20 protein-coding genes are annotated in these 19,409 nt (G+C 40.6%); 17 read left to right on the top strand and 3 right to left on the bottom strand.

Translation table 11 applies throughout. The annotated features are described in order from the left end of the window. Positions 1–117: 117 nt before the first annotated feature. The 3 genes from Q1A70_RS14650 to Q1A70_RS14640 form a co-directional block, all read right to left on the bottom strand. Complete coding sequence (locus Q1A70_RS14650; RefSeq protein WP_017095477.1) at positions 118–333, bottom strand: VF530 family protein; 216 nt, start codon at positions 331–333, stop codon at positions 118–120. 164 nt (positions 334–497) lie between these two features. After that, positions 498–2,186, bottom strand: coding sequence for an AMP-binding protein (locus Q1A70_RS14645; protein ID WP_299692916.1), 1,689 nt, complete (start codon positions 2,184–2,186; stop codon positions 498–500). A gap of 83 nt (positions 2,187–2,269) precedes the next feature. Beyond that, the gene (locus Q1A70_RS14640) at positions 2,270–3,013 is read right to left on the bottom strand and encodes an AraC family transcriptional regulator (protein ID WP_299692919.1); all 744 of its coding nucleotides are present in this window, start codon (positions 3,011–3,013) and stop codon (positions 2,270–2,272) included. Positions 3,014–3,206: 193 nt separating this feature from the next. Between Q1A70_RS14640 and Q1A70_RS14635 the strand changes: the two genes are divergently transcribed. The 17 genes from Q1A70_RS14635 to Q1A70_RS14555 all read left to right on the top strand — a co-directional run bounded on the left by Q1A70_RS14635 (position 3,207) and on the right by Q1A70_RS14555 (position 19,277). Then, positions 3,207–3,377, top strand: a complete 171-nt coding sequence (locus Q1A70_RS14635) for a Flp family type IVb pilin (protein WP_299692922.1) — start codon at positions 3,207–3,209, stop codon at positions 3,375–3,377. A gap of 157 nt (positions 3,378–3,534) precedes the next feature. After that, the gene (locus tag Q1A70_RS14630) at positions 3,535–4,065 is read left to right on the top strand and encodes an A24 family peptidase (protein ID WP_299692925.1); all 531 of its coding nucleotides are present in this window, start codon (positions 3,535–3,537) and stop codon (positions 4,063–4,065) included. Positions 4,066–4,104: 39 nt separating this feature from the next. Next, positions 4,105–5,454 carry an AAA family ATPase gene (locus Q1A70_RS14625; RefSeq protein ID WP_299692928.1) on the top strand — a complete coding sequence of 450 codons (1,350 nt, stop codon included), beginning with the start codon at positions 4,105–4,107 and terminating at the stop codon, positions 5,452–5,454. Beyond that, positions 5,447–6,196, top strand: coding sequence for a Flp pilus assembly protein CpaB (cpaB, locus tag Q1A70_RS14620; RefSeq protein WP_299692931.1), 750 nt, complete (start codon positions 5,447–5,449; stop codon positions 6,194–6,196). The genes Q1A70_RS14625 and cpaB overlap by 8 nt, the downstream gene beginning before the upstream one ends. 8 nt (positions 6,197–6,204) lie before the next feature. Beyond that, complete coding sequence (locus tag Q1A70_RS14615) at positions 6,205–7,659, top strand: type II and III secretion system protein family protein (RefSeq protein WP_299692934.1); 1,455 nt, start codon at positions 6,205–6,207, stop codon at positions 7,657–7,659. Beyond that, the gene (locus tag Q1A70_RS14610) at positions 7,622–7,918 is read left to right on the top strand and encodes a hypothetical protein (protein ID WP_299692937.1); all 297 of its coding nucleotides are present in this window, start codon (positions 7,622–7,624) and stop codon (positions 7,916–7,918) included. Before Q1A70_RS14615 ends, Q1A70_RS14610 begins: the two co-directional genes overlap by 38 nt. Before the next feature lie 16 nt (positions 7,919–7,934). Further along, on the top strand, positions 7,935–9,215 hold the full coding sequence (locus Q1A70_RS14605) for a TadE/TadG family type IV pilus assembly protein (RefSeq protein ID WP_299692940.1): 1,281 nt from the start codon (positions 7,935–7,937) through the stop codon (positions 9,213–9,215). 2 nt (positions 9,216–9,217) lie between these two features. After that, the gene (locus Q1A70_RS14600) at positions 9,218–9,658 is read left to right on the top strand and encodes a TadE/TadG family type IV pilus assembly protein (RefSeq protein WP_299692943.1); all 441 of its coding nucleotides are present in this window, start codon (positions 9,218–9,220) and stop codon (positions 9,656–9,658) included. After that, positions 9,655–10,146 (top strand): TadE/TadG family type IV pilus assembly protein, encoded by a 492-nt coding sequence (locus Q1A70_RS14595; RefSeq protein WP_299692945.1) that lies wholly within the window; start codon positions 9,655–9,657, stop codon positions 10,144–10,146. The genes Q1A70_RS14600 and Q1A70_RS14595 overlap by 4 nt, the downstream gene beginning before the upstream one ends. Positions 10,147–10,171: 25 nt before the next feature. After that, positions 10,172–11,389, top strand: coding sequence for an AAA family ATPase (locus tag Q1A70_RS14590; RefSeq protein WP_299692947.1), 1,218 nt, complete (start codon positions 10,172–10,174; stop codon positions 11,387–11,389). Positions 11,390–11,422: 33 nt separating this feature from the next. Continuing rightward, the gene (locus Q1A70_RS14585; RefSeq protein WP_299692949.1) at positions 11,423–12,874 is read left to right on the top strand and encodes a CpaF family protein; all 1,452 of its coding nucleotides are present in this window, start codon (positions 11,423–11,425) and stop codon (positions 12,872–12,874) included. A gap of 9 nt (positions 12,875–12,883) precedes the next feature. Next, positions 12,884–13,849: a type II secretion system F family protein gene (locus Q1A70_RS14580; RefSeq protein ID WP_299692952.1), complete on the top strand. Its 966-nt coding sequence runs from the start codon at positions 12,884–12,886 to the stop codon at positions 13,847–13,849. 3 nt (positions 13,850–13,852) lie between these two features. Then, complete coding sequence (locus tag Q1A70_RS14575; protein WP_299692955.1) at positions 13,853–14,824, top strand: type II secretion system F family protein; 972 nt, start codon at positions 13,853–13,855, stop codon at positions 14,822–14,824. Beyond that, a complete protein-coding gene (locus Q1A70_RS14570; RefSeq protein WP_299692958.1) occupies positions 14,821–15,825 on the top strand; it encodes a tetratricopeptide repeat protein in 1,005 nt (334 codons plus the stop codon). Before Q1A70_RS14575 ends, Q1A70_RS14570 begins: the two co-directional genes overlap by 4 nt. Before the next feature lie 26 nt (positions 15,826–15,851). Further along, positions 15,852–17,633, top strand: a complete 1,782-nt coding sequence (locus Q1A70_RS14565) for a hypothetical protein (protein ID WP_299692961.1) — start codon at positions 15,852–15,854, stop codon at positions 17,631–17,633. Then, a complete protein-coding gene (locus Q1A70_RS14560; RefSeq protein ID WP_299692964.1) occupies positions 17,626–18,552 on the top strand; it encodes a glycosyltransferase family 2 protein in 927 nt (308 codons plus the stop codon). Before Q1A70_RS14565 ends, Q1A70_RS14560 begins: the two co-directional genes overlap by 8 nt. Then, positions 18,549–19,277, top strand: coding sequence for a class I SAM-dependent methyltransferase (locus Q1A70_RS14555; protein WP_299692967.1), 729 nt, complete (start codon positions 18,549–18,551; stop codon positions 19,275–19,277). Before Q1A70_RS14560 ends, Q1A70_RS14555 begins: the two co-directional genes overlap by 4 nt. Positions 19,278–19,409: the final 132 nt, after the last annotated feature.

Below are 19,409 nucleotides of genomic sequence, written 5' to 3'. Positions count from 1 at the left end.
ATCGGAGTCAATAAGAGAATGTCTCTGATCTGATCGTACGATTCTGATTTAGTTCACTCGATTTACGCAACAAAGCCACTTTAGTACCGTAAATGGTGCGTTTGTTAAAGGTGGGAACTAGCTAGTTTTTAGTTGGATGTAGATCTGCTCTACTTTGGTACGAGCCCAGTCTGTTTTACGCAAAAACTTAAGGCTAGATTTAATACTCGGGTCTTTTTTGAAACAGTTGATGTTGACCATGTAACTTAACTCTTCCCAACCATAATGTTCAACCAATTCAGTCAGTAGCTTTTGAAGAGTGATGCCGTGAAGGGGGTTATTTTCTTGTGTCATGAGGGATTCTCGCGATTTAGTTACTCCCAGTATAACATTTTCACTTTATGGATGAGCAGGCAATTTTCCTTGCTAAACAGTGTGAACAATTGATTGTTCAAAGAAATGAAAAGAGCGAGCTTTTCAACTCCCCCTTAACGTTATCTTTCATTCCGGTTCGATAGCTACTCTTCCCAGACCACGAGTTTATCTTTAGGCCAGTTATGACCCACTTCGTGATAGGCTTGTTCCAGAATGTGTCGCTTGATCTTAAGAGTCGGGGTTAATACGCCATTCTCAATACTCCATGGTTCCTTAATCATCAGTACGCCTTTGATCTTCTCATGAGAGGCGAGTTGCTCATTCATTTTCTCGATAACACGCTTAGTCGTTTTCTCATAACGGGCTCGATCAAAATTAGGGAAGTCATGTGGAACGACAAGTAGAATAGGGCCAGGTAAGCCTAAACCTATCAAACACATCATTTCTACGCGGCTGTACTCAAACAGTTTGTTTTCGATTGGTACAGGGGCAACAAACTTACCTTTAGCGGTTTTAAAGGTATCTTTCTTACGTCCACGAATCGTTAGGTAACCTTCACTATCGATATCACCGATATCACCGGTATGAAGCCAACCATCCGAGTTAAAAGACTCTTGGGTTGCAATATCATTCTTGTAGTAACCAGAGAATAAGCCTTTGCCTCGAACTAGAATCTCTTCATCTTCAGCTATTTTGAGTTCGATCCCTGGACCTGCATTACCAACCGTACCAATTTTGTCGGCTCTGAATGGGTAGTTGAGCGTGCTGTAGGCGAAAGACTCTGTCATGCCCCATGCCTCGGTAATGTGTAGACCAACACTCTCATACCATGCGAGTAGAGCGGGTGATACAGGTGCAGAACCACAGCCGAGAACGCGAGCTTGGTCTAACCCTAAACCATCAGCAAGCTTCTTCTTAATGATGTTGTTGATAAACGGAATCTTAAGTAAGAAGTTAAGTTTCTTCTGTGGCAACTTGTCTTGGATTCGCTGCTGGAATAGAGTCCATAAGCGAGGAACTGAAATAAACAGTGTAGGGCGATGCATTTTCACATCATCAATAAAGGTGTCTAAAGATTCAGGGAAAGCCGTAACCACGCCTCCCATTACTGAAGAACCAAAGATGTAAACGCGTTCTGTAATATGAGCAAGCGGTAGGTAAGAAAACAGGCGATCGCCAGGTTGGATTCCAATATGGTCAATCAAGCTTTGAACAGACCAAGTAAACGCGCCGTATGTGAGCATTGCGCCTTTTGGTAACCCTGATGTACCCGATGTATAAACAAGTGACATCAGCTTATCGTCGTGATGCTGAGGGCGTTTGGTTGATGGTTGATGTTGCTCAATAAGTTCTTCAAAGGTGTGCTGACATTTTGCAGAGCTGTCATAAGGCAGCGAGATGCTCACTAAGCTCGGGTTATCATCGAGCACTTTTTGCGTAGCTGCTGCATCGTCAAGCTTACCCGCAATCACAATTTTACTTTCACTGTGTTCAATACAGTACTGAATGGTATCTGCCCCTGCTGTTGGAAAGATAGGGACGCTAACAAAATCTCCTAACATCATGGCAAGATCGCAGATGAACCACTCTGCACAGTTTTTCGATACGAGAGCGACTCGATCGCCAGGTTGGGCTCCGAGTCCTTCTAATGCTGACGCCAATTTCAGTGCTTTGTCGGCTACCTCTTTATAAGTAAATTCGACAAATTGGCGGTTAATAATCTGTTTTAAATAGACTTCATTTGGGCGTTCTTCTGCCCATTTTAAAATCATGTCATTGGGTGTAGGGAGAGCTGTTGCTTGTTCTTGGCTAAACTCGTTAGGCTGAATCATTGTCTAACTCCATGTTTTTCGCTAAGTTATTTTTGTTAAAATCATGTTAAATGTATCATGGTTTTTTCTTTTAGGGCGTAAAATTAGCGTTTTCTGTTATCTGTGCAGGCACGTCTGTAGCTGGCAGGGGTTACGCCTGTCCTTTTCTTAAAAATTCTTGAAAAATACGACACATCCTTATAGCCACATTGATACGCAATCACAGCAATTTTGGCATCGGTATCCGTTTCAATTAACTTCTTAGCCAATGAAATCCGTTTGTCGCACACAAAGTCTCTAAAGCTCACTCCAAAGTGTAGATGAAATTTTTTTGAAAAATAGGTGGTTGAACAGTGGCATCTCTGTGCAATCTCTGTTTCTCTGATTTCTTTGTTTATGTTGTTCATAACAAAGTTAACAACCTCGGATGTAAAGGTTTTTGCTGGCAGTTGATTGTTGTGGTTTATGTCTCTGTCGAGGTCGAAGTGAGGTTCGAAGATATGTTGTGTTTTGTTCTTGAGTTCTTCTAGTTTGCTGGTCAGATCATTGCTGTTTGTTTCAATCATGGAAAAAACATTCTTATGATGTCGAATATTATCAGGTAACTGTTCAGGGCAAATAATGACGATTCGCTTATTCAAGTTTTCACAAATAGATAGAGCCATGCTCAGGAGTTGAAGTTGATCGGGGCTATTCAATATAAAAAACACGAACCTGACATCTAAATGACTGATTATAGATATATCTTGTTTGAAAGTTTCAGTAGGAAAGTAGCGCCTAACTTTATTGGCAATAATAGCATTAAAGTCGCTTTCACTATCCGATAATAAAGGTATTACTAATCGCATGTCATTATGCACTCTGTTTTGCATTTAGTTTTTAGCTGAGAATTAGAAGAAATAAACACATAGTAATTAGATTAGAAGTATCACAAGAAAGTGCAAGTAAATGGCAAAAAAATCCTAACCGAATATCTCTCTCACCTCTAGATTTAGTTTACAGGTAAACGAAGCCTGATACGTAAATCAAGGAGATGTTCTCATGGATAAGTTTTTGAATAATTGTAAAGAATTCATGAAAGATGAAGAAGGGTTGACTGTTATCGAGTACGTAATCGGTGCAGCATTATTAGTTTTAGGGATGGTAACCGTATTTTCTGGTTTAGGGAATACACTGGCAGCTAAATTGAATGAAATCGTCAATGGTTTATGATCGAAAAGGATTGAGACAGCAAAGAGGGCTGACCTTGGTTGCCTACATTATCGCTGCTGCCTTACTTGTTATTGCAATAGGATTGGTTTTTTCTGGGATGGCAACAGCCTTACTAAGTAAAATCCAGAGCATTTTTTCGAGTGTATGAATTGAATATATGATTAATGAGCCTTCAGTTTTTTGGGCATTGCTAATTGCAGTTTCGGTATACGATGTTGAGAAACATCGTATACCAAACAAAATATTGATGCTGTTTTTGTTTGTGTATTTATTATCAATGTTTAATCGCAATTACACCTTTGATGTTTTTTTAATGTCCTTCGTTGGATTCTTGGTTTTTTTTTGTTTTGGGTTACTCCTATATTTCGTAAGAGCTATGTCAGCGGGAGATGTGAAGCTATTAGGTATTGTGGGAATGTATCTCGGATGGGGACAATTACTTGATGCATCGTACTTTATCTTACTTTCTGCTGGAGTGATTGGAACTTTCTACCTGCTATATAACTTTTCCAACTCGAACAGTCTTAGTATCAAGGGCTATTTTGAAAACAAGCTAATTATACTTGGTGGGGTAGCACCAGTATTAAATGAGAGTGATAGCTTGCACGCTAGGTATTCAAATAAAGTAACGATGCCTTTTGCACCTTCTGTTGTCATAGGATTGGCGATGTATAGCTACTTTACTTAAAGCCCTGTTGTTGGTTAGCTTTGTGGAGAGGAATAATATATGGATAGTATAGGGCATACTGCTCCAACAACATTAAAACCTCAGATATCAGCCCCAATCGTACCCACATCGTTTGAAATGTTGGGGGTACCTGAAGTCGTGATAGAGAACCTTGTGCTTAAGCACTTATCAGCCTATCCCAAGTCGGATGTTTTAGAGCTTTCGAATTATCTATGTGTTGTTACACACATTGTGGAGAACTCTTTGGCTGTTTTGAAAAAGAAATCTCTTATCGAGGTATTTCAGCCCGCTTCAGAGCTCTCTCTTTCGTCTGTTTCACATAGCCATGTTCGCTATTCTCTTTCTGATAAAGGGTTGGAAGAGGCGGAGCTTGCGTTTAAGCGAGATGCCTATTTAGGACCAGTCCCAGTCTCGCTCACCCAGTATAGTGAGATTGTTAAAAAGCAAGACTTGAGAACTGAACTGGTGACTCGCCCACATGTTGAAGCTGCATTGAGTGATGTTTATGGTGTTGACTCCATGATCTCAGTGCTCGGTCCAGCAATAAATTCGGGACGTGCTCTATTACTGTATGGACATGCTGGTACGGGTAAAACATTCGTCGCGAGCCGAATTATCAATGCGCTCCACACCTCTGTGTTTATCCCTTATGCAGTCTATGCATTAGGTAACATTATCAAGGTGTTCTCAGAGCAGCATCATAAACCGTTGGATAGTAACGGCAGCGATCAAAGCATTTCCCTCAAAGATCAGTACGACAAGCGTTGGCTTAACTGTGAAAGGCCAAATATCCAAGTTGGGGGTGAACTGACTATGGATATGCTTGAAGTTAATCACTCAGAAAATAGTCGAGTTTGGTTAGCACCAGTTCAAATGATGGCAAACAATGGGATCTTTATCATTGATGACCTTGGTCGTCAGCCCATGCCGGTGGATGCGCTTCTTAACCGTTGGATTGTACCGATGGAGTACTCATTCGACTATTTGTCGCTGCCTAATGGTCAGCAGATAACGATGCCATTTGTATTAACTCTTGCCTTTTCTACCAATCTAAACCCTAAGAAAATAAGCGATCCTGCCTTTTTACGTCGTTTAGGTTACAAGATTGAATTCAAGCCACTTAATCAGCGAGATTATGAAGCTTTATGGATGAGCGTCGTTGCTGATAAAGAGGTAGAGCTTCAAGACGGTTTTTTTGAGCGTTTGTCTCAAATGCACACGCTGCTTAAGGTGCCACTTTTCCCATGTTTACCGAAAGATCTCGTTGGTATAAGCAAAGATATTCTTTCGTTTGAGCAGCTACCACCTGTTATCACATTCGATATTCTTTCCATGGCATGGGAAGTTTATTTTACCTCTGATGGACACGAGGAAGAGAATAATGAGTAAGAGTCAAGTTTTCCTACTGTTTTTACTGTCCGTAGTATTCGGCTTAGCGGCTGTATTTTTTGCTAAGCAGTGGATGGACAACCAAGTTCAACCAACCGTTGAGGTTGAGACTGTTGAGCGCCATCCAGTTGTGGTTGCGTCACAAGAAATTGAAGCTGGAACCGTTATTGAGGAGCAATTTTTAACTACTAAGTTAATGGAAGTGGATTGGATTGGTGATCATAACTATTCCGATGCTTCTGAATTGGTCGGTCAGGTCGTCGCCAATACCATTTATGCTGGCGAAGTGCTTCATAGAATGCGTTTTACAGTTCCTGGTGAGGGGTCGACGCTAGCAGCGCTCATTCCTGAGAATAAGAGGGCTGTGACGATACGTGTTGATGATGTTATTGGTGTGGCGGGCTTTTTATTACCTGGTAATAAAGTCGATATTCTTAACACGGTTTCTTATGGCAAAAATTCAGCAACAACTCGTACAGTGTTGAAAGATATTAAAGTACTTGCTGTAGACCAAACCGCTAAAACTAAAGAAAACAGCCCTATTATAGTACGGGCAGTGACACTAGAGGTTTCCCCCAAAGATGCAGAAAAACTGCTAACAGCTAAGAGTAAGGGCAGTATTCAACTGACATTGAGAAACCCTCATGAAGTTGATAAGAAAGTTGTTCGTCGATACGTACCTAGACCTAGCGTGACAATTATTAAAGGTACCCAAGCATCCAGTGTTCGCGTCAAGGATTGAGGTGAGATATGAAAATAATAATAACGTGTATTTTAAGCTTAATTTGTTTTAGTTCGTGGAGCCTTGCAGCTTTACAAACAGGTAAAACCGTGACTGTTCCTCATCACAAATCAACGTATGTGGTTTTGTCTGGGAAAGCCAGCAAAGTGTCGCTTGGAGACCCAGAAGTTCTTGATATTGTGATGTTAAAATCCAGTGAATTGTTTTTAATCGGCAAGAAGCTTGGTGCCACTAATTTAATGGCCTGGGATTCAAGAGGTCAGTTGATTGAATCAATAGACATTGAGGTCACCCATGATCTTAATAGCTTAAAAGCTAAGTTGTATGAGTTTTTACCGAATGAAACGATCGAGGTACATAGTGCGCAAAATCGATTGCTTTTGAGTGGTCAGGTGAGCAATCAACAACAGATGAATGTGGCGATGCGAATCGCAGAAACTTTCGCTGCAGGAGAGCCCGTTGATGCATCAAAAGAGGGGGGAAGCGAGCAAGTAGCCGTAACTGGCGTGATCAATTTGATGTCGATTGGTGGGGCACAACAAGTGATGTTGGAAGTCACCGTCGCTGAGGTTCAAAGAAGTTTAGTGAGAAAGTTCGATGCCAATTTCCAGTTTTTCCAATCTAGTGGATCTAACTTATCTTGGGGAGCTGCGTCTGTTCCAGCTGGAGTGTTAGGGGCTACGCCTATCTTTGAGATCCCCACATCGACTGACTACGGGATATTAGGCTCGTTCATTGATAGTAATACACTGTTTACCTTTGCATTGGATATCGCCAGACAGAATGGGGTAGCTAAGGTACTGGCAGAACCTAACCTAACAGCATTAAGCGGCTCTAAGGCTGAGTTTTTAGCTGGTGGAGAGTTCCCTATTCCTGTGCCCGATGAAGATGGTATTACCATTGAATATAAAGAATATGGGGTTGGGCTCAAGTTTATTCCTACAGTGCTCAGTGATAAGAAAATTAATCTTAATTTAGCCGTTGATGTGAGCGAGATAGCCAATAGTAGTTCATTGACACTCTCTCCTGGTTCTACTAATGGGACTTATGTCATTCCTCCTATCACTCGACGCAGCGCTTCTTCAACATTGGAACTAGCAGATGGACAAACCATTGGTATTGCTGGGCTATTGAGTGAAAACGTACGAGATGTAAGTAATAAATTGCCAGGCATTGGTGATGTGCCGGTTTTAGGGCAGCTTTTTAATAGTCAAGAGTACATATCTGGTGAAACGGAGTTAGTCATATTGGTGACACCGAGGTTAGCTAAGCCTATTGATAGAACTAAAGTGAGCTTACCAACCGATGCTTTCGTTAATCCTAATGACTTAGAATATTACTTGCTTGGTAGGAGCGCCTACATTGCAGAACCGTCAGGTTCAGATTCAGAACAACCTCAAGCATCACAAGAACTATCACCGACTGATGGTGGAAGTGAAGGTTCATTTGGTCATGATTTATAAGGAGATAGATATGATTAAAGTAATGATGGTCTTTCTCGCAATAATGTTAGCTGGCTGTGCTAATCATGCCCCTTTAGGGCATTCGGTGGCTCTCGTAAAAACAGAACAAACGTATAACCCTAATGCGACCCAAGAGAATTTACTCGAAGTACCGGATGGTACGGGGGAGCGGATGCAGACTGGTTACGACCGATATGTGGGCAGGGGCGATAATGAACTGTCTGGAAGTAGTAGCCAGATCTTAGAAGATTTTAACTAAATCTGGAGGTACTCACATGTTGTATCGAGTATCACAAAACCCTAAAAAACAGCAAGGCTTAGTGGCAATAATGGTTACTGTAGCATTGCTGGTGTTTTTAGGTGTCTCAGCGTTAGCTGTAGACATCAACCATATGGTTGTTAATAAAACACGACTACAAAATGCCGTGGATTCCGCTACTTTGGCTGCAGCAACAATTCTGGATAGCAGTAAAGATAAAGATGCGGTTGATGCAGAAGTTGTTGCTGCACTGAATGCTATGGCGGCTTCTACGGGGAATCATGAAATTGATTTTACTACCGCATCGATAAATATTGATTACTCAAATGATCCTCAGGATTTCACTGAAACTGCCACTTTTGGAGCGGAAGAAGATGTCTTTGTTCGCGTGCGAGTTGACTCTTTGGATATGGATGAGTTCTTTATTCAAATGTTTGGTTTAGAAAAAAGTGTTTCAGCGAGTGCTGTTGCTGGGCCAAGTACAGGGCAAGATACTGTGAATAACGTTGTGCCGATAGGTGTCTGTATTGGTGATGGTACCTCGGATAATGACATCAATGAAGATGGAATTCATGATGAGACTGGCGAACCGATAGTCAATGTCTTTGGTTATGAGGTAGGAACAGTTCATGCGTTAAAAGTAGGAGATGCAGAATTATCTGAAATGGGTAATGGTAACTATCATCTATTGGATTTTGAATCTGGCGGTAAAACAGTCAAAGAGGGCTTAGGGGGCAGTTATGAGGAATCCATCACAATTGGTGAAAATATCACGACCAAACCTGGTGGCACGGTAGGTCCAACGGCCGATGGCTTGAATACTCGCTTTGGGGATTATGGAGGTGGTTTGAAGTCATCAGATTACCCTACTGATTATGTGACCACAGAACCTAACGCTGAGATCACCATTGATGCCAATACCGGGGAGATCAATTTTGATGGCACTTACGACTATGCCCAATATCAGCTCGATACGAATAACTGTATTGCAGCGAGCAAGGGAGAAGGTACAGGGGCGGGTTGCGAGGCTAATGGTATCGCATGGCGTCGTATTTTACCGATACCTATGGTGGACTGCTCAAGTAAAAGTGGTGGTGCAACCGAATTTACAGTGAGTAAAATTGGCTGTTTTTTCTTGTTGCAAAAAGCGCCTACCAATAATTCAGGAACTCCCGCAGTTTTCGGTGAGTTTATACACTCATGCAGTGTTGCTGGTGGATCAGGTGGTGCAAATTCAACAACGGAAGGGCCTTACAGAATTGTATTGTACAAAGACCCTGATAGCGGGGAGTCGTGATTATGAGTTTATTGAATAAACATCAACGTGGTTTTGCTGCCGTAGAGATGGTGATTGTGACTCCAGTGCTACTGTTTTTTCTGGTTTTGGTCCTTGAGCTAGGCAATATTTTGATCCACCACAATGTGCTCTCTAAGTCAGTGCAAAATGGCGCTCGTTATGCCGTGAGTGAAGTTTATGGAACCATTGGTGGCACTATCGCACCCACGGCAGAAATTCAAAATGTGGTGGTCTATGGTCAGAGTAGCGTAGGGACAGCAATTTTATCTACGCTGACAACCTCTGATGTGACGGTTGATCCTGATCCTGACTCTATTGGTAGTGGTGATTATGTGCAGGTGAGCGTGACGTATGATTATGTTCCAAACTTCTTGTCTATTCCCTTCTCTACGGAGAACTTCGCCATTCCATTAAGTGCAACTTCGGTGATGAGGGTATTGTGATGAAAAGGCATAACAGGCGCATCAAAGGACTTGCCATTATCGAATTTACAATCGTTTCTGGGTTCATTTTTTTGTTGATTTTTCTGATTTTATCCCTAGGTGTTTATATCTTTTCGCTCCAAATGGTCAGTGAAGCCACGAGGAAGGCGGCTAGATTAGCAACGGTATGTTACGTCTTGGACCGGGATAATATTGGCACTATGGTTGCCGACGATATCCCTCTTGTTGGCTTTACTAGTGCGAACTTAGAAGTTGCGTACCTAGACGCGAGTGGATCAGAGATTACTTCTGATCTTGAAGCGAATTTTAGCTCAATAGAATTTGTTCGTGCTAGAGCAACAGGTTATGGCATTCAGTTGATCAGTAACCTAAGCTTCTTAGGAGAGAATGGATTTCTTGCTGCCCCTGCATTCGAAACAATATTGCCAGCTGAAAGCTTAGGGGTTGTAAGGGCCGACGGAGTTCAATTAAGGAATCGGTGTCCTTAGAATATTTAGCATAGGAGTTCGACGTATGGGGGAAGCTATAAAAATCACGCCTAGTGATGATAATGACATTACGCGTTTAAAAACGAATCTTAAAGTCTGGGTTATTCATAGCAGTGAGCGATTTAAATCTCATGTTAATCAAGAGCTCAAAAAATGTCGCAATGTACATTTAACGTCATTTTCTTTAGATGGTATGAGTGAGGAGTATCTAAAGGGCGTTGATGTGCCTGAATTGATTTTTGTTGAAGCCAATGGTAATTGGGCACAAAAGATGGTTGAGCTTCAAGGGTATGATTTATCTTTAGAGGATAAGGACTTATCTTTAATTGTTCTCGGTGACGAAGCTGATACTGGCTCACTAAAAATTGCATTACGCTTAGGCGCTTCTGACTTTTTATCTCACAATGTAACCATCTCGGATCTCCTGCCGTTATTGAAGAAAACGGCATCAGAGAAATTAGAAAACTCCAGCTATGGTGAGTTTATTTTGTTTCTGAATACCAAAGGCGGAATGGGAGCAACGACGTTGGCGTTAAACACGGCGATAGAAATGGCTGTACAGCACCCAGGAGAAGTGTTGTTACTTGATATAGACCTGCAATTTGGCGTGATACCTGATTATTTAAATATCACTCCAAGCTACAGTGTTTCAGACGCCATTAATAGCTCTAATGATCTGGATGAGATGTCGTTAGGTTCGTTAGTTAATAAGCACGAATCCGGCCTACATGTTCTAAGCTTTAAACATGAAAATAATGCTGATGATTTTGAACAGGCTCAGAATATTGGTCGATTACTTCCGATCCTACGTCGTTATTACCCTTATGTAATCGTCGATCTTTCGAGGGGATTAGATCATGTGTTTACAGCTGCGATATCGCCGGCTACAAAAGTACTTTTGGTTTTACAACAGAGCTTGGTGTCGGTAAAAAACACGAGTCGCCTAATTAAGTCTTTGAAGTTCGAATATGGCATACCAAGTGACTCGATAGAGGTCATTCTTAATCGTTACGAAAGTCGACACTCAATTAAGCTCAAAGATATTGAGCAAGCGGTGGGTAATCATGACATACACCTTATGCCTAATGATTTCAAAGTCGCAATAGAGAGCGCAAATCTAGGGCAACCGTTAGTTCAATCTAGAAAGAAAAGCTCTATTACTCGCTCTATCATTCATTTGTCTCATGTTCTTTCGCCACCAGAGCTAGAAGAAAAAGGGTGGTTGAAAAAATTGTTTTCATAGCGTGTTGACGAATATCAAAGACGAGGGATTGTGATGTTCTTTAAACGAAAAAATGTAAATCCAGAGTTTGAAAAAAAAGCAGAACAGGGTTCACATGATTCAGAAGATGCTAATTCGAGTGAGTTTTTACAAACCATTGAGGCATTGAGCCACACTCACAAAGTAGACGTCAATGAAGAGAAGGAAAAAACGATAAATGAAGCTCGTAAAGTATTAGAGCAAGAGCTATCAATTAAGCATTTTTTCCATAAACAACTTCTTGAGACGTTGGATCTTGGTCTGTTATCCAGTTTAGAAAAAGAGCGGGCCAAAACGGATTTGCAAGAAGCTATTGTGCAGTTGATGTCTGACGACACCAATCACCCTCTGAGTGCTGAAGGGCGAAAAAGGGTTATAAAGCAGATTGAAGATGAGGTTTTCGGCCTTGGACCATTAGAGCCGTTACTCGCTGATCAAACCGTGTCAGATATACTAGTCAATGGACCTAAAAGTGTTTATGTTGAGCGCAGAGGGAAACTTGAAAAGACACCTTACACTTTTCTCGATGATCGTCATTTAAGAAACATTATAGATCGTATCGTCAGCCAAGTTGGGCGCCGAATAGATGAATCTTCACCTATGGTCGATGCAAGGTTAGTCGATGGTTCTCGTGTGAACGCAATTATTCCCCCTTTGGCACTGGATGGCCCTTCAGTTTCTATTCGTCGTTTTGCTGTTGATCGTTTGACAATGGATAACTTGATTGACTACAACTCGATTTCGCCTCAAATGGCAAAATTTGTCGAAGCTGCAGTTAAAGGTGAGTTAAATATTTTGATTTCAGGGGGGACTGGCTCTGGAAAAACGACTACCTTGAATATTTTTTCAGGGTTTATTCCTCGAGATCAACGAATCATTACTATTGAAGATTCTGCGGAGCTGCAACTTCAACAGCCCCATGTTATTCGCCTAGAGACTCGCCCTGCCAATTTGGAAGGAAAGGGGGAGATCACTCAGCGAGAGCTTGTAAAAAACACATTGCGTATGCGACCTGACCGTATTGTTGTAGGGGAGGTGCGTGGTAGTGAAGCTGTGGATATGTTGGCGGCCATGAATACCGGGCATGATGGATCATTGGCAACCATTCACGCGAACACTCCGAGGGATGCACTAAGCCGTGTTGAAAACATGTTTTCGATGGCTGGATGGAATATTTCAACGAAGAACCTCAGGGCGCAAATTGCTTCTGCTATTCATTTGGTTGTTCAGATGGAGAGACAAGAAGATGGTAAGCGCCGAATGGTCAGTATTCAAGAGATCAATGGCATGGAAGGTGAGGTTATTACTATGTCGGAAATATTCCATTTTCAACGTAAAGGAATTGATGAAGAAGGTAATATCATTGGCTATTACACGGCTACGGGGGTAGTACCTCAGTATCATGACCAGTTAGTTAAGCGTGGTCTTAATCTGCCCTTTGAGCTATTTACTGAGACTCACAGTTAAGGAGGGATTATGGATAGTGTAACCGTTTCATTAGCTCTATTGTTTATCGCTGTACTTTTTATTTCTCAGGCTTTGCTATTACCTGCAGCAGGAAAAAAAGTTAAGCATAAAGAGCTGTCTCGTCGCTTGAAAGAGACGCAGCGCAATATTGATGATGAGAGTTTATCACTCTTAAAAGAGCATTATAATAAAGAGCTTTCACCAATAGATCGTAAGCTGATAATTATCCCTTTCTTCGCCGACTTGAAGAAAATGTTGGATCTGGCTGGTTTTCAAATCACGTTAAGCCGGTTCTTACTGATTGTTTTTTTATGTAGTCTCTTGCTCTCACTACTATCCATAATTACCAATCAAGCTTGGTTTGTTAGTATCTCGGCATTTATTGTTGTTTGGGTTGTCGCGTATTTTCTTGTTCAACACCGAGTCACTAGCAGGATGGCTCGATTTGAAGAGCAACTTCCCGAAGCGTTAGATATTATTCGAAGAGCATTGCAAGCCGGGCAGCCATTAGTTCAAACATTTAATGAGGTTGGAGAAGAGCTCCCTGACCCTATTGGTGGGGAGTTTAAAAATACTTATAATTTGCTGAATTATGGCTATGATCTGCGTTTGGCCATCTTACAGATGGCAGAACGAGTACCAACTGTCTCAATGTTGGCTTTTTCTAGTGCTGTGATGTTGCAAAAAGAGACTGGGGGGAATTTGTCTGAGAACCTCCAAAAGGTTTCTGAAGTATTAAGGGCACGCTTTAAATTAGAGAGAAAAATTAAAACACTGTCTGCTGAAAGTCGCTTGTCAGCATGGATATTAACCTTATCTCCATTCGGTTTGTTTTTTGCTTTGAGAGTGGCGAGTCCGAAATACATTGAACCTCTTTATACAGATCCACGTGGTCTTTCTATGGTCAGTGTCGGTATTGTACTTTTAGCAATCGGAGCATTATGGATTAAGAAAATCATAAGCATAGAGATTTAACCTATGGAATTATTAAATATTGAAGCTTGGAAGCAGGTATTAGCGGACTTTGGGGTCAGTTCTCAGATGCTTATCTATGCGATGATTTTGCTTACAACTGTTTTGTTGACGTTGACGTTTGGTTTTTTGCTCTTAGGTGTTCGTTCTCCTTTGGATAAAAAGCTTAAGCAAATATCTGAAGGGGAGGCTAGCAGTTCACGAAAGTCATACGATTTTTCAAATACACTAGAGTCACTCAGCCCTTTTATTGGTAAAGGAAATAAAAAAGATAATGAAACTTATTCAGAAAAACTGATGCATGCTGGGTTCCATCAAAAAAATGCATTGTCTGTTTTCTATGCGTTGAAGGTTTTGTCTAGCCTAATTGGTATCGTCGTTGCTTTTATGGTTTATTATATATCATTAGGAGGCGGTTATAATAATCTACTGGTCTTAGGCTGTGTATTCTTGGGAACTTTTACGCCTAATTTTATTCTCAGTAAATTGCAAAAAGAACGTCAGAGAAAAATAAGAAACGGCATACCCGATGCGCTTGACCTACTCGTTGTTTGTACTGAGTCTGGTCTTGGATTTAACGCTGCACTTGGGCGAGTCGCATCAGAGCTCTATGTGTCTCAACCAGAACTTGCCGATGAATTAGAGACGGTGTTTGCTAAAATACAAGCCGGTATTACCATGCCTGATGCTCTTAGACAGTTAATAGAACGGACCGGATTAGTTGAGTTGGAAGGTTTAGTATCCTTACTTTCACACGCATCTCGAATGGGCGGAAGTTTAGCGCAAACGCTTCGGGATTATACTGAAGATTTTCGAGATAAGCGTCAGCAAGCTGCCGAGGAAATCGCTGCAAAAATACCAACTAAAATGCTGTTCCCGATGCTTTTATTTATCTGGCCTTGTTTTTTTATTGTTGCACTTGGCCCTGGGATGTTAATCGTAATGGATGCGCTGAGTGCGCCAGGAGCCAGTCTATGATTTTGAATAAGAAGTTTCTTCTACTGCTGTTGCCTATAGTATTACTTGGGTGTGCATCTTCAGATAAGCCTACAAACCAGTTTGATGCAGAATTGTATTCAGGCAAACCCATTGATACTTTAACCAATGAGGATCCTCCAGTCAGTGAGAAAGAAGCGATTATGCGTGGTGATATTGCACTGAGAGATAAAAATATAGATCTGGCTTTATATGAATATATACGTTCTTTGTCTTTCCCAGAGAAAGAGTTTCATGACAAAACACTGTTTACCATTGGTCAAATACACTTGTCTCGAGGTAACTATGCCTTAACGGAAAAGTCCTACTTGGCGGCTTTAGATTTTAATCCTGCACATACTGGTGTACTTGAGCAGCTTGGGGTTCTGTATACCAAACAGAGACGTATAGATGAAGGGCGTAGCTATTTTTTTAAAGCGATTAATGCCGATCAAGTGCGCTTGAAGAGCAGTGAAACGACGACAAATTATCAAACGTTAAGTCCTAGAGAAGTCGCCGATTTAAAGGTCGACAGTACTTCCCCAGCACTGGCCTATATGGGCGTTGGTGTACTGGAAGATGTTGAAGGTAAACATCAGGTAGCACAAGAGTACTTTAAAAAATCACTTACAATCGATAAGACATCCGTGAAGGCTTTACTGAATATGGGCTACTCACATTATATGTATGGTAACTACAAAGAAGCGTACCAATACACACGATCTGCTTTGGAGTTAGATCCTGATAATGAAAAAGCTCAGAACAACCTTGCGCTTATTTATTTAGCGTCGGGGGATACAAAAAAAGCGACTAATGTTTTTATGAGATATATGGATGTACCTGAATCTTTAAATAATGTGGGGTATTTTTTAATTATACAAGGTAGACCTGATGAAGCGATACCTTATTTACAGCAAGCTATAGATAAAAAGCCATCTTATTATAAAGTGGCTAACGAGAATCTTAATAGAGCATTGGCCGAAGTGAGAGAGGTGAATCAGTAAGCGTTTTAAGTTTATTTTTGGGGTTAATGAAAAGGAATTTCATCTTGCCTAAAGTTGACAGGTTTAATAAAGATGTCGTAGTTATCTCTATATTTTGGTTAATATGTGCGACTGCGATGTTTTTTTATAAATGGGAAAGTGTTTCAACACTCAATCTGAATGATAATGACGATTATATGCGTCTTGTTCAACTCCAAGAGTGGATGGAAAATGGCCATTGGTACTTGGAGCCCATGTTGAATTTTAATGCAGCGGATGGCCTTATTATTCATTGGTCAAGATTTCCAGATCTGATATTATCGCTGTTCACGTTCCCTATGTTGTTTTTTGTTGATGAGAGTACCGCTTACTCCTTGTCTCTTTCAATCGTGCCTTTGGTTTATTTACTGCTATATGCATTATCATGTTTTTATTTATGTGATCATTATTTCGGAGGAGAGTATCGATTTATAAGTATGATGTTCGCAATATCGTCTCCTACAATTGTTCACTTCTTGCCTGGTTCGATTGATCATCATAACATTCAACTTATTTTGTCTGCTTTTTTCTTATCTATAACACCTATCACAATTAATAACCTAAAACAAACATGGAGAGTGTACCTTCAATCTGTGGTTCTATCTTTATCTTTATGGACAGGAATGGATAATATATTGTTGTTTATGTTTTTCTTTGTTTTTTATACAGTATATAGTTGCTTTGTGAATCATGAATGGTTGGGTTATATATCTAAAGTTTATATTTCTTGTGCGTTTTTTGTTACCTGTTCAATTCTATTGAATAGACCTTATCATGAGTTTTATAATTTTAAGTTTGATGAAGTATCATCTATTTTTTCTATTTTATTTATTAGTGGTTGGCTTTTTATTAATGCTTACAGGCGATGGGTTAACCTCGATGATTCTTTTCCTAAGAAGTTAATGTTCTTTTTATCTTTGGGGCTATTTTTCTTATCTCCGGCATTGTTTCTCTATCCATCACTCGCGAGTGGCTTTTTAGTTGACTATCCCCCTATACTTAAAACTTACTGGCTTGATCACGTTAACGAAGCAAAGCCTGTCGCTGAATATATAGTAACTAATGGATTTTTCTCTGTGCAAAACTATGCATTGTTATTGCTTCCTGCCATTTTATATCCGCTGTTTCGAATAAACAATCAACATTGTACAATCTTGTATCTGATTTTTATTTTTAATTTGACTCTTGCTGTTTTTTGGCAGATCAGAGCGATGAGGTTATGCTTTGTTTTGGCTGCACCATTCCAAGCATACTTTGTTATTAAGTTGTCTGAATTCGTTAGATATTCAATATTAAAAGTTATCGTCATTTTTTCTGGGGCACCACTAACGGTAGCGCTTGTCATTCTGGCTTTATCACCCTCAGAGGAGGTTAAAACCATTTTTGATGATGGGATGGAAGCACCGGACATCCTTAAGGTGTTGGAAGGACAAGGTATTAGTTCTCAGACTATCCTGTCTGGAATAGAAACTGGAGCACCAGTATTAGCTAAAACGAATAACAAGATTATTGCAGCACCTTATCACCGAAATATTACGGGCAACAGCTTCCTGATAGGAGTGATGTTAGAAGAGGACCCAGAAATAGCCAAAAGGAAAATTATAGACAAGAATATAGATATTATTGTCATTGGCAACGATCCTCACTTATCTCTTTTAAATCAGTCAGCAAGTGATGGTTCATTCGTTAAGGTGCTTTACGGTAATGATGTTCCTGTTTGGCTAGACATGATCTATGACGCCCTTCCTAGGGGGTATCGAGTTTTTCGAGTGAGGGGTAGGGATGAATAAACAGAAAATAGTGGTGTTACTGCCTTGTTATAACGAAGCTGGAGCTATTGGTAAAACAGTGGCTTCCTTTCAACAAGTCCTGCCTGATGCATCCATCTATGTGTATGACAATAACTCAACGGACAACACGGTAGATGAGGCGTTACAAGCTGGGGCTATTATTCGCCATGAGCCTCGTCAAGGGAAGGGGGAGGTGGTCAGACGTATGTTCTCTGAGATCGATGCTGATATCTATGTGATGGCGGATGGCGATGACACCTACGATGCGTCCGTTTGTCCAGCACTGATTAAGCAATTGAATGATGAACATCTCGATATGCTTATTGGAAGCAGAGATCGAACGTCAATGGCTTACCCAAAAGGACATATTCTTGGGAATAAGATGTTTTCATCACTGATCAATATCTCATTCAGTGCTCGACTATCTGATGTATTCTCAGGGTATCGAGTGATGACTCGCCGGTTTGTAAAAACAGTGCCGATATTTAGTGGTGGTTTTCAAATAGAAACTGAGCTTACGGTTCATGCGCTCCATCATTATATGCCAATCAAAGAAGTGGCGACTCGGTATAATTCAAGACCAGAAGGGACGATGAGTAAGCTTAATACGTTGAGGGATGGCTTTAAGATTCTCAGTTTTATTTTCTTCTTGTTGAGGGATGTAAAACCGATGTTTTTCTTTGGTGTATTATCGGTGCTGCTTTGTGTCATGTCATTGAGCTTAGGGGTTCCTGTGATTATCGATTTTATCGACACGGGATTAGTTGAGAGAATACCTACTGCGATTTTGTCTAGTTCAATTGCGTTAATTGCAGTGATGTCTTTTTTTTGTGGGTTAATACTAGATAACGTATCACGTGGCAGGCGAGAGATGAGGATCCTTTCCATATTAAGAGTGAACCATAGGAGTCAAAAATGAGAACAAGTAAGGACGAAGATAAAGAATGGCTAGGCTATTTATCTCGCTTTAGTGATGAATATGATGAGCGTGTTTACAGCGGAAATACAACGGGTTATGTGATGAAGGCTGGACACATTGCGTGTGAAACTCCATTTTGTGAAAGTAAACACTTTCCGAGAGTGTTGGAAGTAGGAGCTGGAACCGGTGAACACTTGTTACATGTTAAGCACACCTTTGATGAGTATATAGTGAGTGATGGTGATGCTGCGGCTCTTGAGGTCGCAAAAAAGCAACTCAATCATATCAAACCCTATGACAAGCTCTCCTTCAATTTAGCTAATGCACGGCAGCTAAACTTTGAAAGTAATAGTTTTGATCGGGTAATAGCGAGCCACATATTGGAACATTTATATGAGCCTCACTTAGTTATTAAAGAGTGGCTAAGAGTGTTAAAACCAGGAGGAACTCTTTCTATTTTGATTCCTACAGATCCTGGAATAGCATGGAAAGTTGGCCGTTACTGTACTACGAGAAGACAAGGCCAAGCAAAAGGTTGGAATTATGATTATATAATGGCAAGAGAGCACGTAAATCCATGCAATAATCTAATTGCTTTCTTAAAGTACTATCTTCCTGAGCATCAAAAATCATTTTGGCCAATGAGCTTTTTGCCTCTTATTGACTGCAATCTATTCTTTAATTTTCACGGTATTAAGCCAGTCTCTAGTTCTACAAAGAAATAGGAAGTAAGTGCTTAGCTCATTTCTTCCTACTGTTAATTGTTTTTAGCCCGCCATACTAGGGCGTGTTGATCTTTCGTGAGTATTTTTTGAACAGTATGGTAAAAAGTTATAATTTGCTTTGTCAAAAGTAAA

Source organism: uncultured Vibrio sp. (genome assembly GCF_947488985.1).
Lineage (GTDB): Bacteria > Pseudomonadota > Gammaproteobacteria > Enterobacterales > Vibrionaceae > Vibrio.
The sequence above is the reverse complement of the archived record's forward strand: the minus strand, read 5'-3'. Positions and strand labels throughout refer to the sequence as shown.

Bases quoted from the DNA above. Each gene is read 5' to 3' on its own strand.
- Q1A70_RS14650 (WP_017095477.1), bottom strand. From the start codon at position 333: ATGACACAAGAAAATAACCCCCTTCACGGCATCACTCTTCAAAAGCTA.
- Q1A70_RS14645 (WP_299692916.1), bottom strand. From the start codon at position 2,186: ATGATTCAGCCTAACGAGTTTAGCCAAGAACAAGCAACAGCTCTCCCT.
- Q1A70_RS14640 (WP_299692919.1), bottom strand. From the start codon at position 3,013: ATGCGATTAGTAATACCTTTATTATCGGATAGTGAAAGCGACTTTAAT.
- Q1A70_RS14635 (WP_299692922.1), top strand. From the start codon at position 3,207: ATGGATAAGTTTTTGAATAATTGTAAAGAATTCATGAAAGATGAAGAA.
- Q1A70_RS14630 (WP_299692925.1), top strand. From the start codon at position 3,535: ATGATTAATGAGCCTTCAGTTTTTTGGGCATTGCTAATTGCAGTTTCG.
- Q1A70_RS14625 (WP_299692928.1), top strand. From the start codon at position 4,105: ATGGATAGTATAGGGCATACTGCTCCAACAACATTAAAACCTCAGATA.
- cpaB (WP_299692931.1), top strand. From the start codon at position 5,447: ATGAGTAAGAGTCAAGTTTTCCTACTGTTTTTACTGTCCGTAGTATTC.
- Q1A70_RS14615 (WP_299692934.1), top strand. From the start codon at position 6,205: ATGAAAATAATAATAACGTGTATTTTAAGCTTAATTTGTTTTAGTTCG.
- Q1A70_RS14610 (WP_299692937.1), top strand. From the start codon at position 7,622: ATGGTGGAAGTGAAGGTTCATTTGGTCATGATTTATAAGGAGATAGAT.
- Q1A70_RS14605 (WP_299692940.1), top strand. From the start codon at position 7,935: ATGTTGTATCGAGTATCACAAAACCCTAAAAAACAGCAAGGCTTAGTG.
- Q1A70_RS14600 (WP_299692943.1), top strand. From the start codon at position 9,218: ATGAGTTTATTGAATAAACATCAACGTGGTTTTGCTGCCGTAGAGATG.
- Q1A70_RS14590 (WP_299692947.1), top strand. From the start codon at position 10,172: ATGGGGGAAGCTATAAAAATCACGCCTAGTGATGATAATGACATTACG.
- Q1A70_RS14585 (WP_299692949.1), top strand. From the start codon at position 11,423: ATGTTCTTTAAACGAAAAAATGTAAATCCAGAGTTTGAAAAAAAAGCA.
- Q1A70_RS14580 (WP_299692952.1), top strand. From the start codon at position 12,884: ATGGATAGTGTAACCGTTTCATTAGCTCTATTGTTTATCGCTGTACTT.
- Q1A70_RS14575 (WP_299692955.1), top strand. From the start codon at position 13,853: ATGGAATTATTAAATATTGAAGCTTGGAAGCAGGTATTAGCGGACTTT.
- Q1A70_RS14570 (WP_299692958.1), top strand. From the start codon at position 14,821: ATGATTTTGAATAAGAAGTTTCTTCTACTGCTGTTGCCTATAGTATTA.
- Q1A70_RS14565 (WP_299692961.1), top strand. From the start codon at position 15,852: ATGAAAAGGAATTTCATCTTGCCTAAAGTTGACAGGTTTAATAAAGAT.
- Q1A70_RS14560 (WP_299692964.1), top strand. From the start codon at position 17,626: ATGAATAAACAGAAAATAGTGGTGTTACTGCCTTGTTATAACGAAGCT.
- Q1A70_RS14555 (WP_299692967.1), top strand. From the start codon at position 18,549: ATGAGAACAAGTAAGGACGAAGATAAAGAATGGCTAGGCTATTTATCT.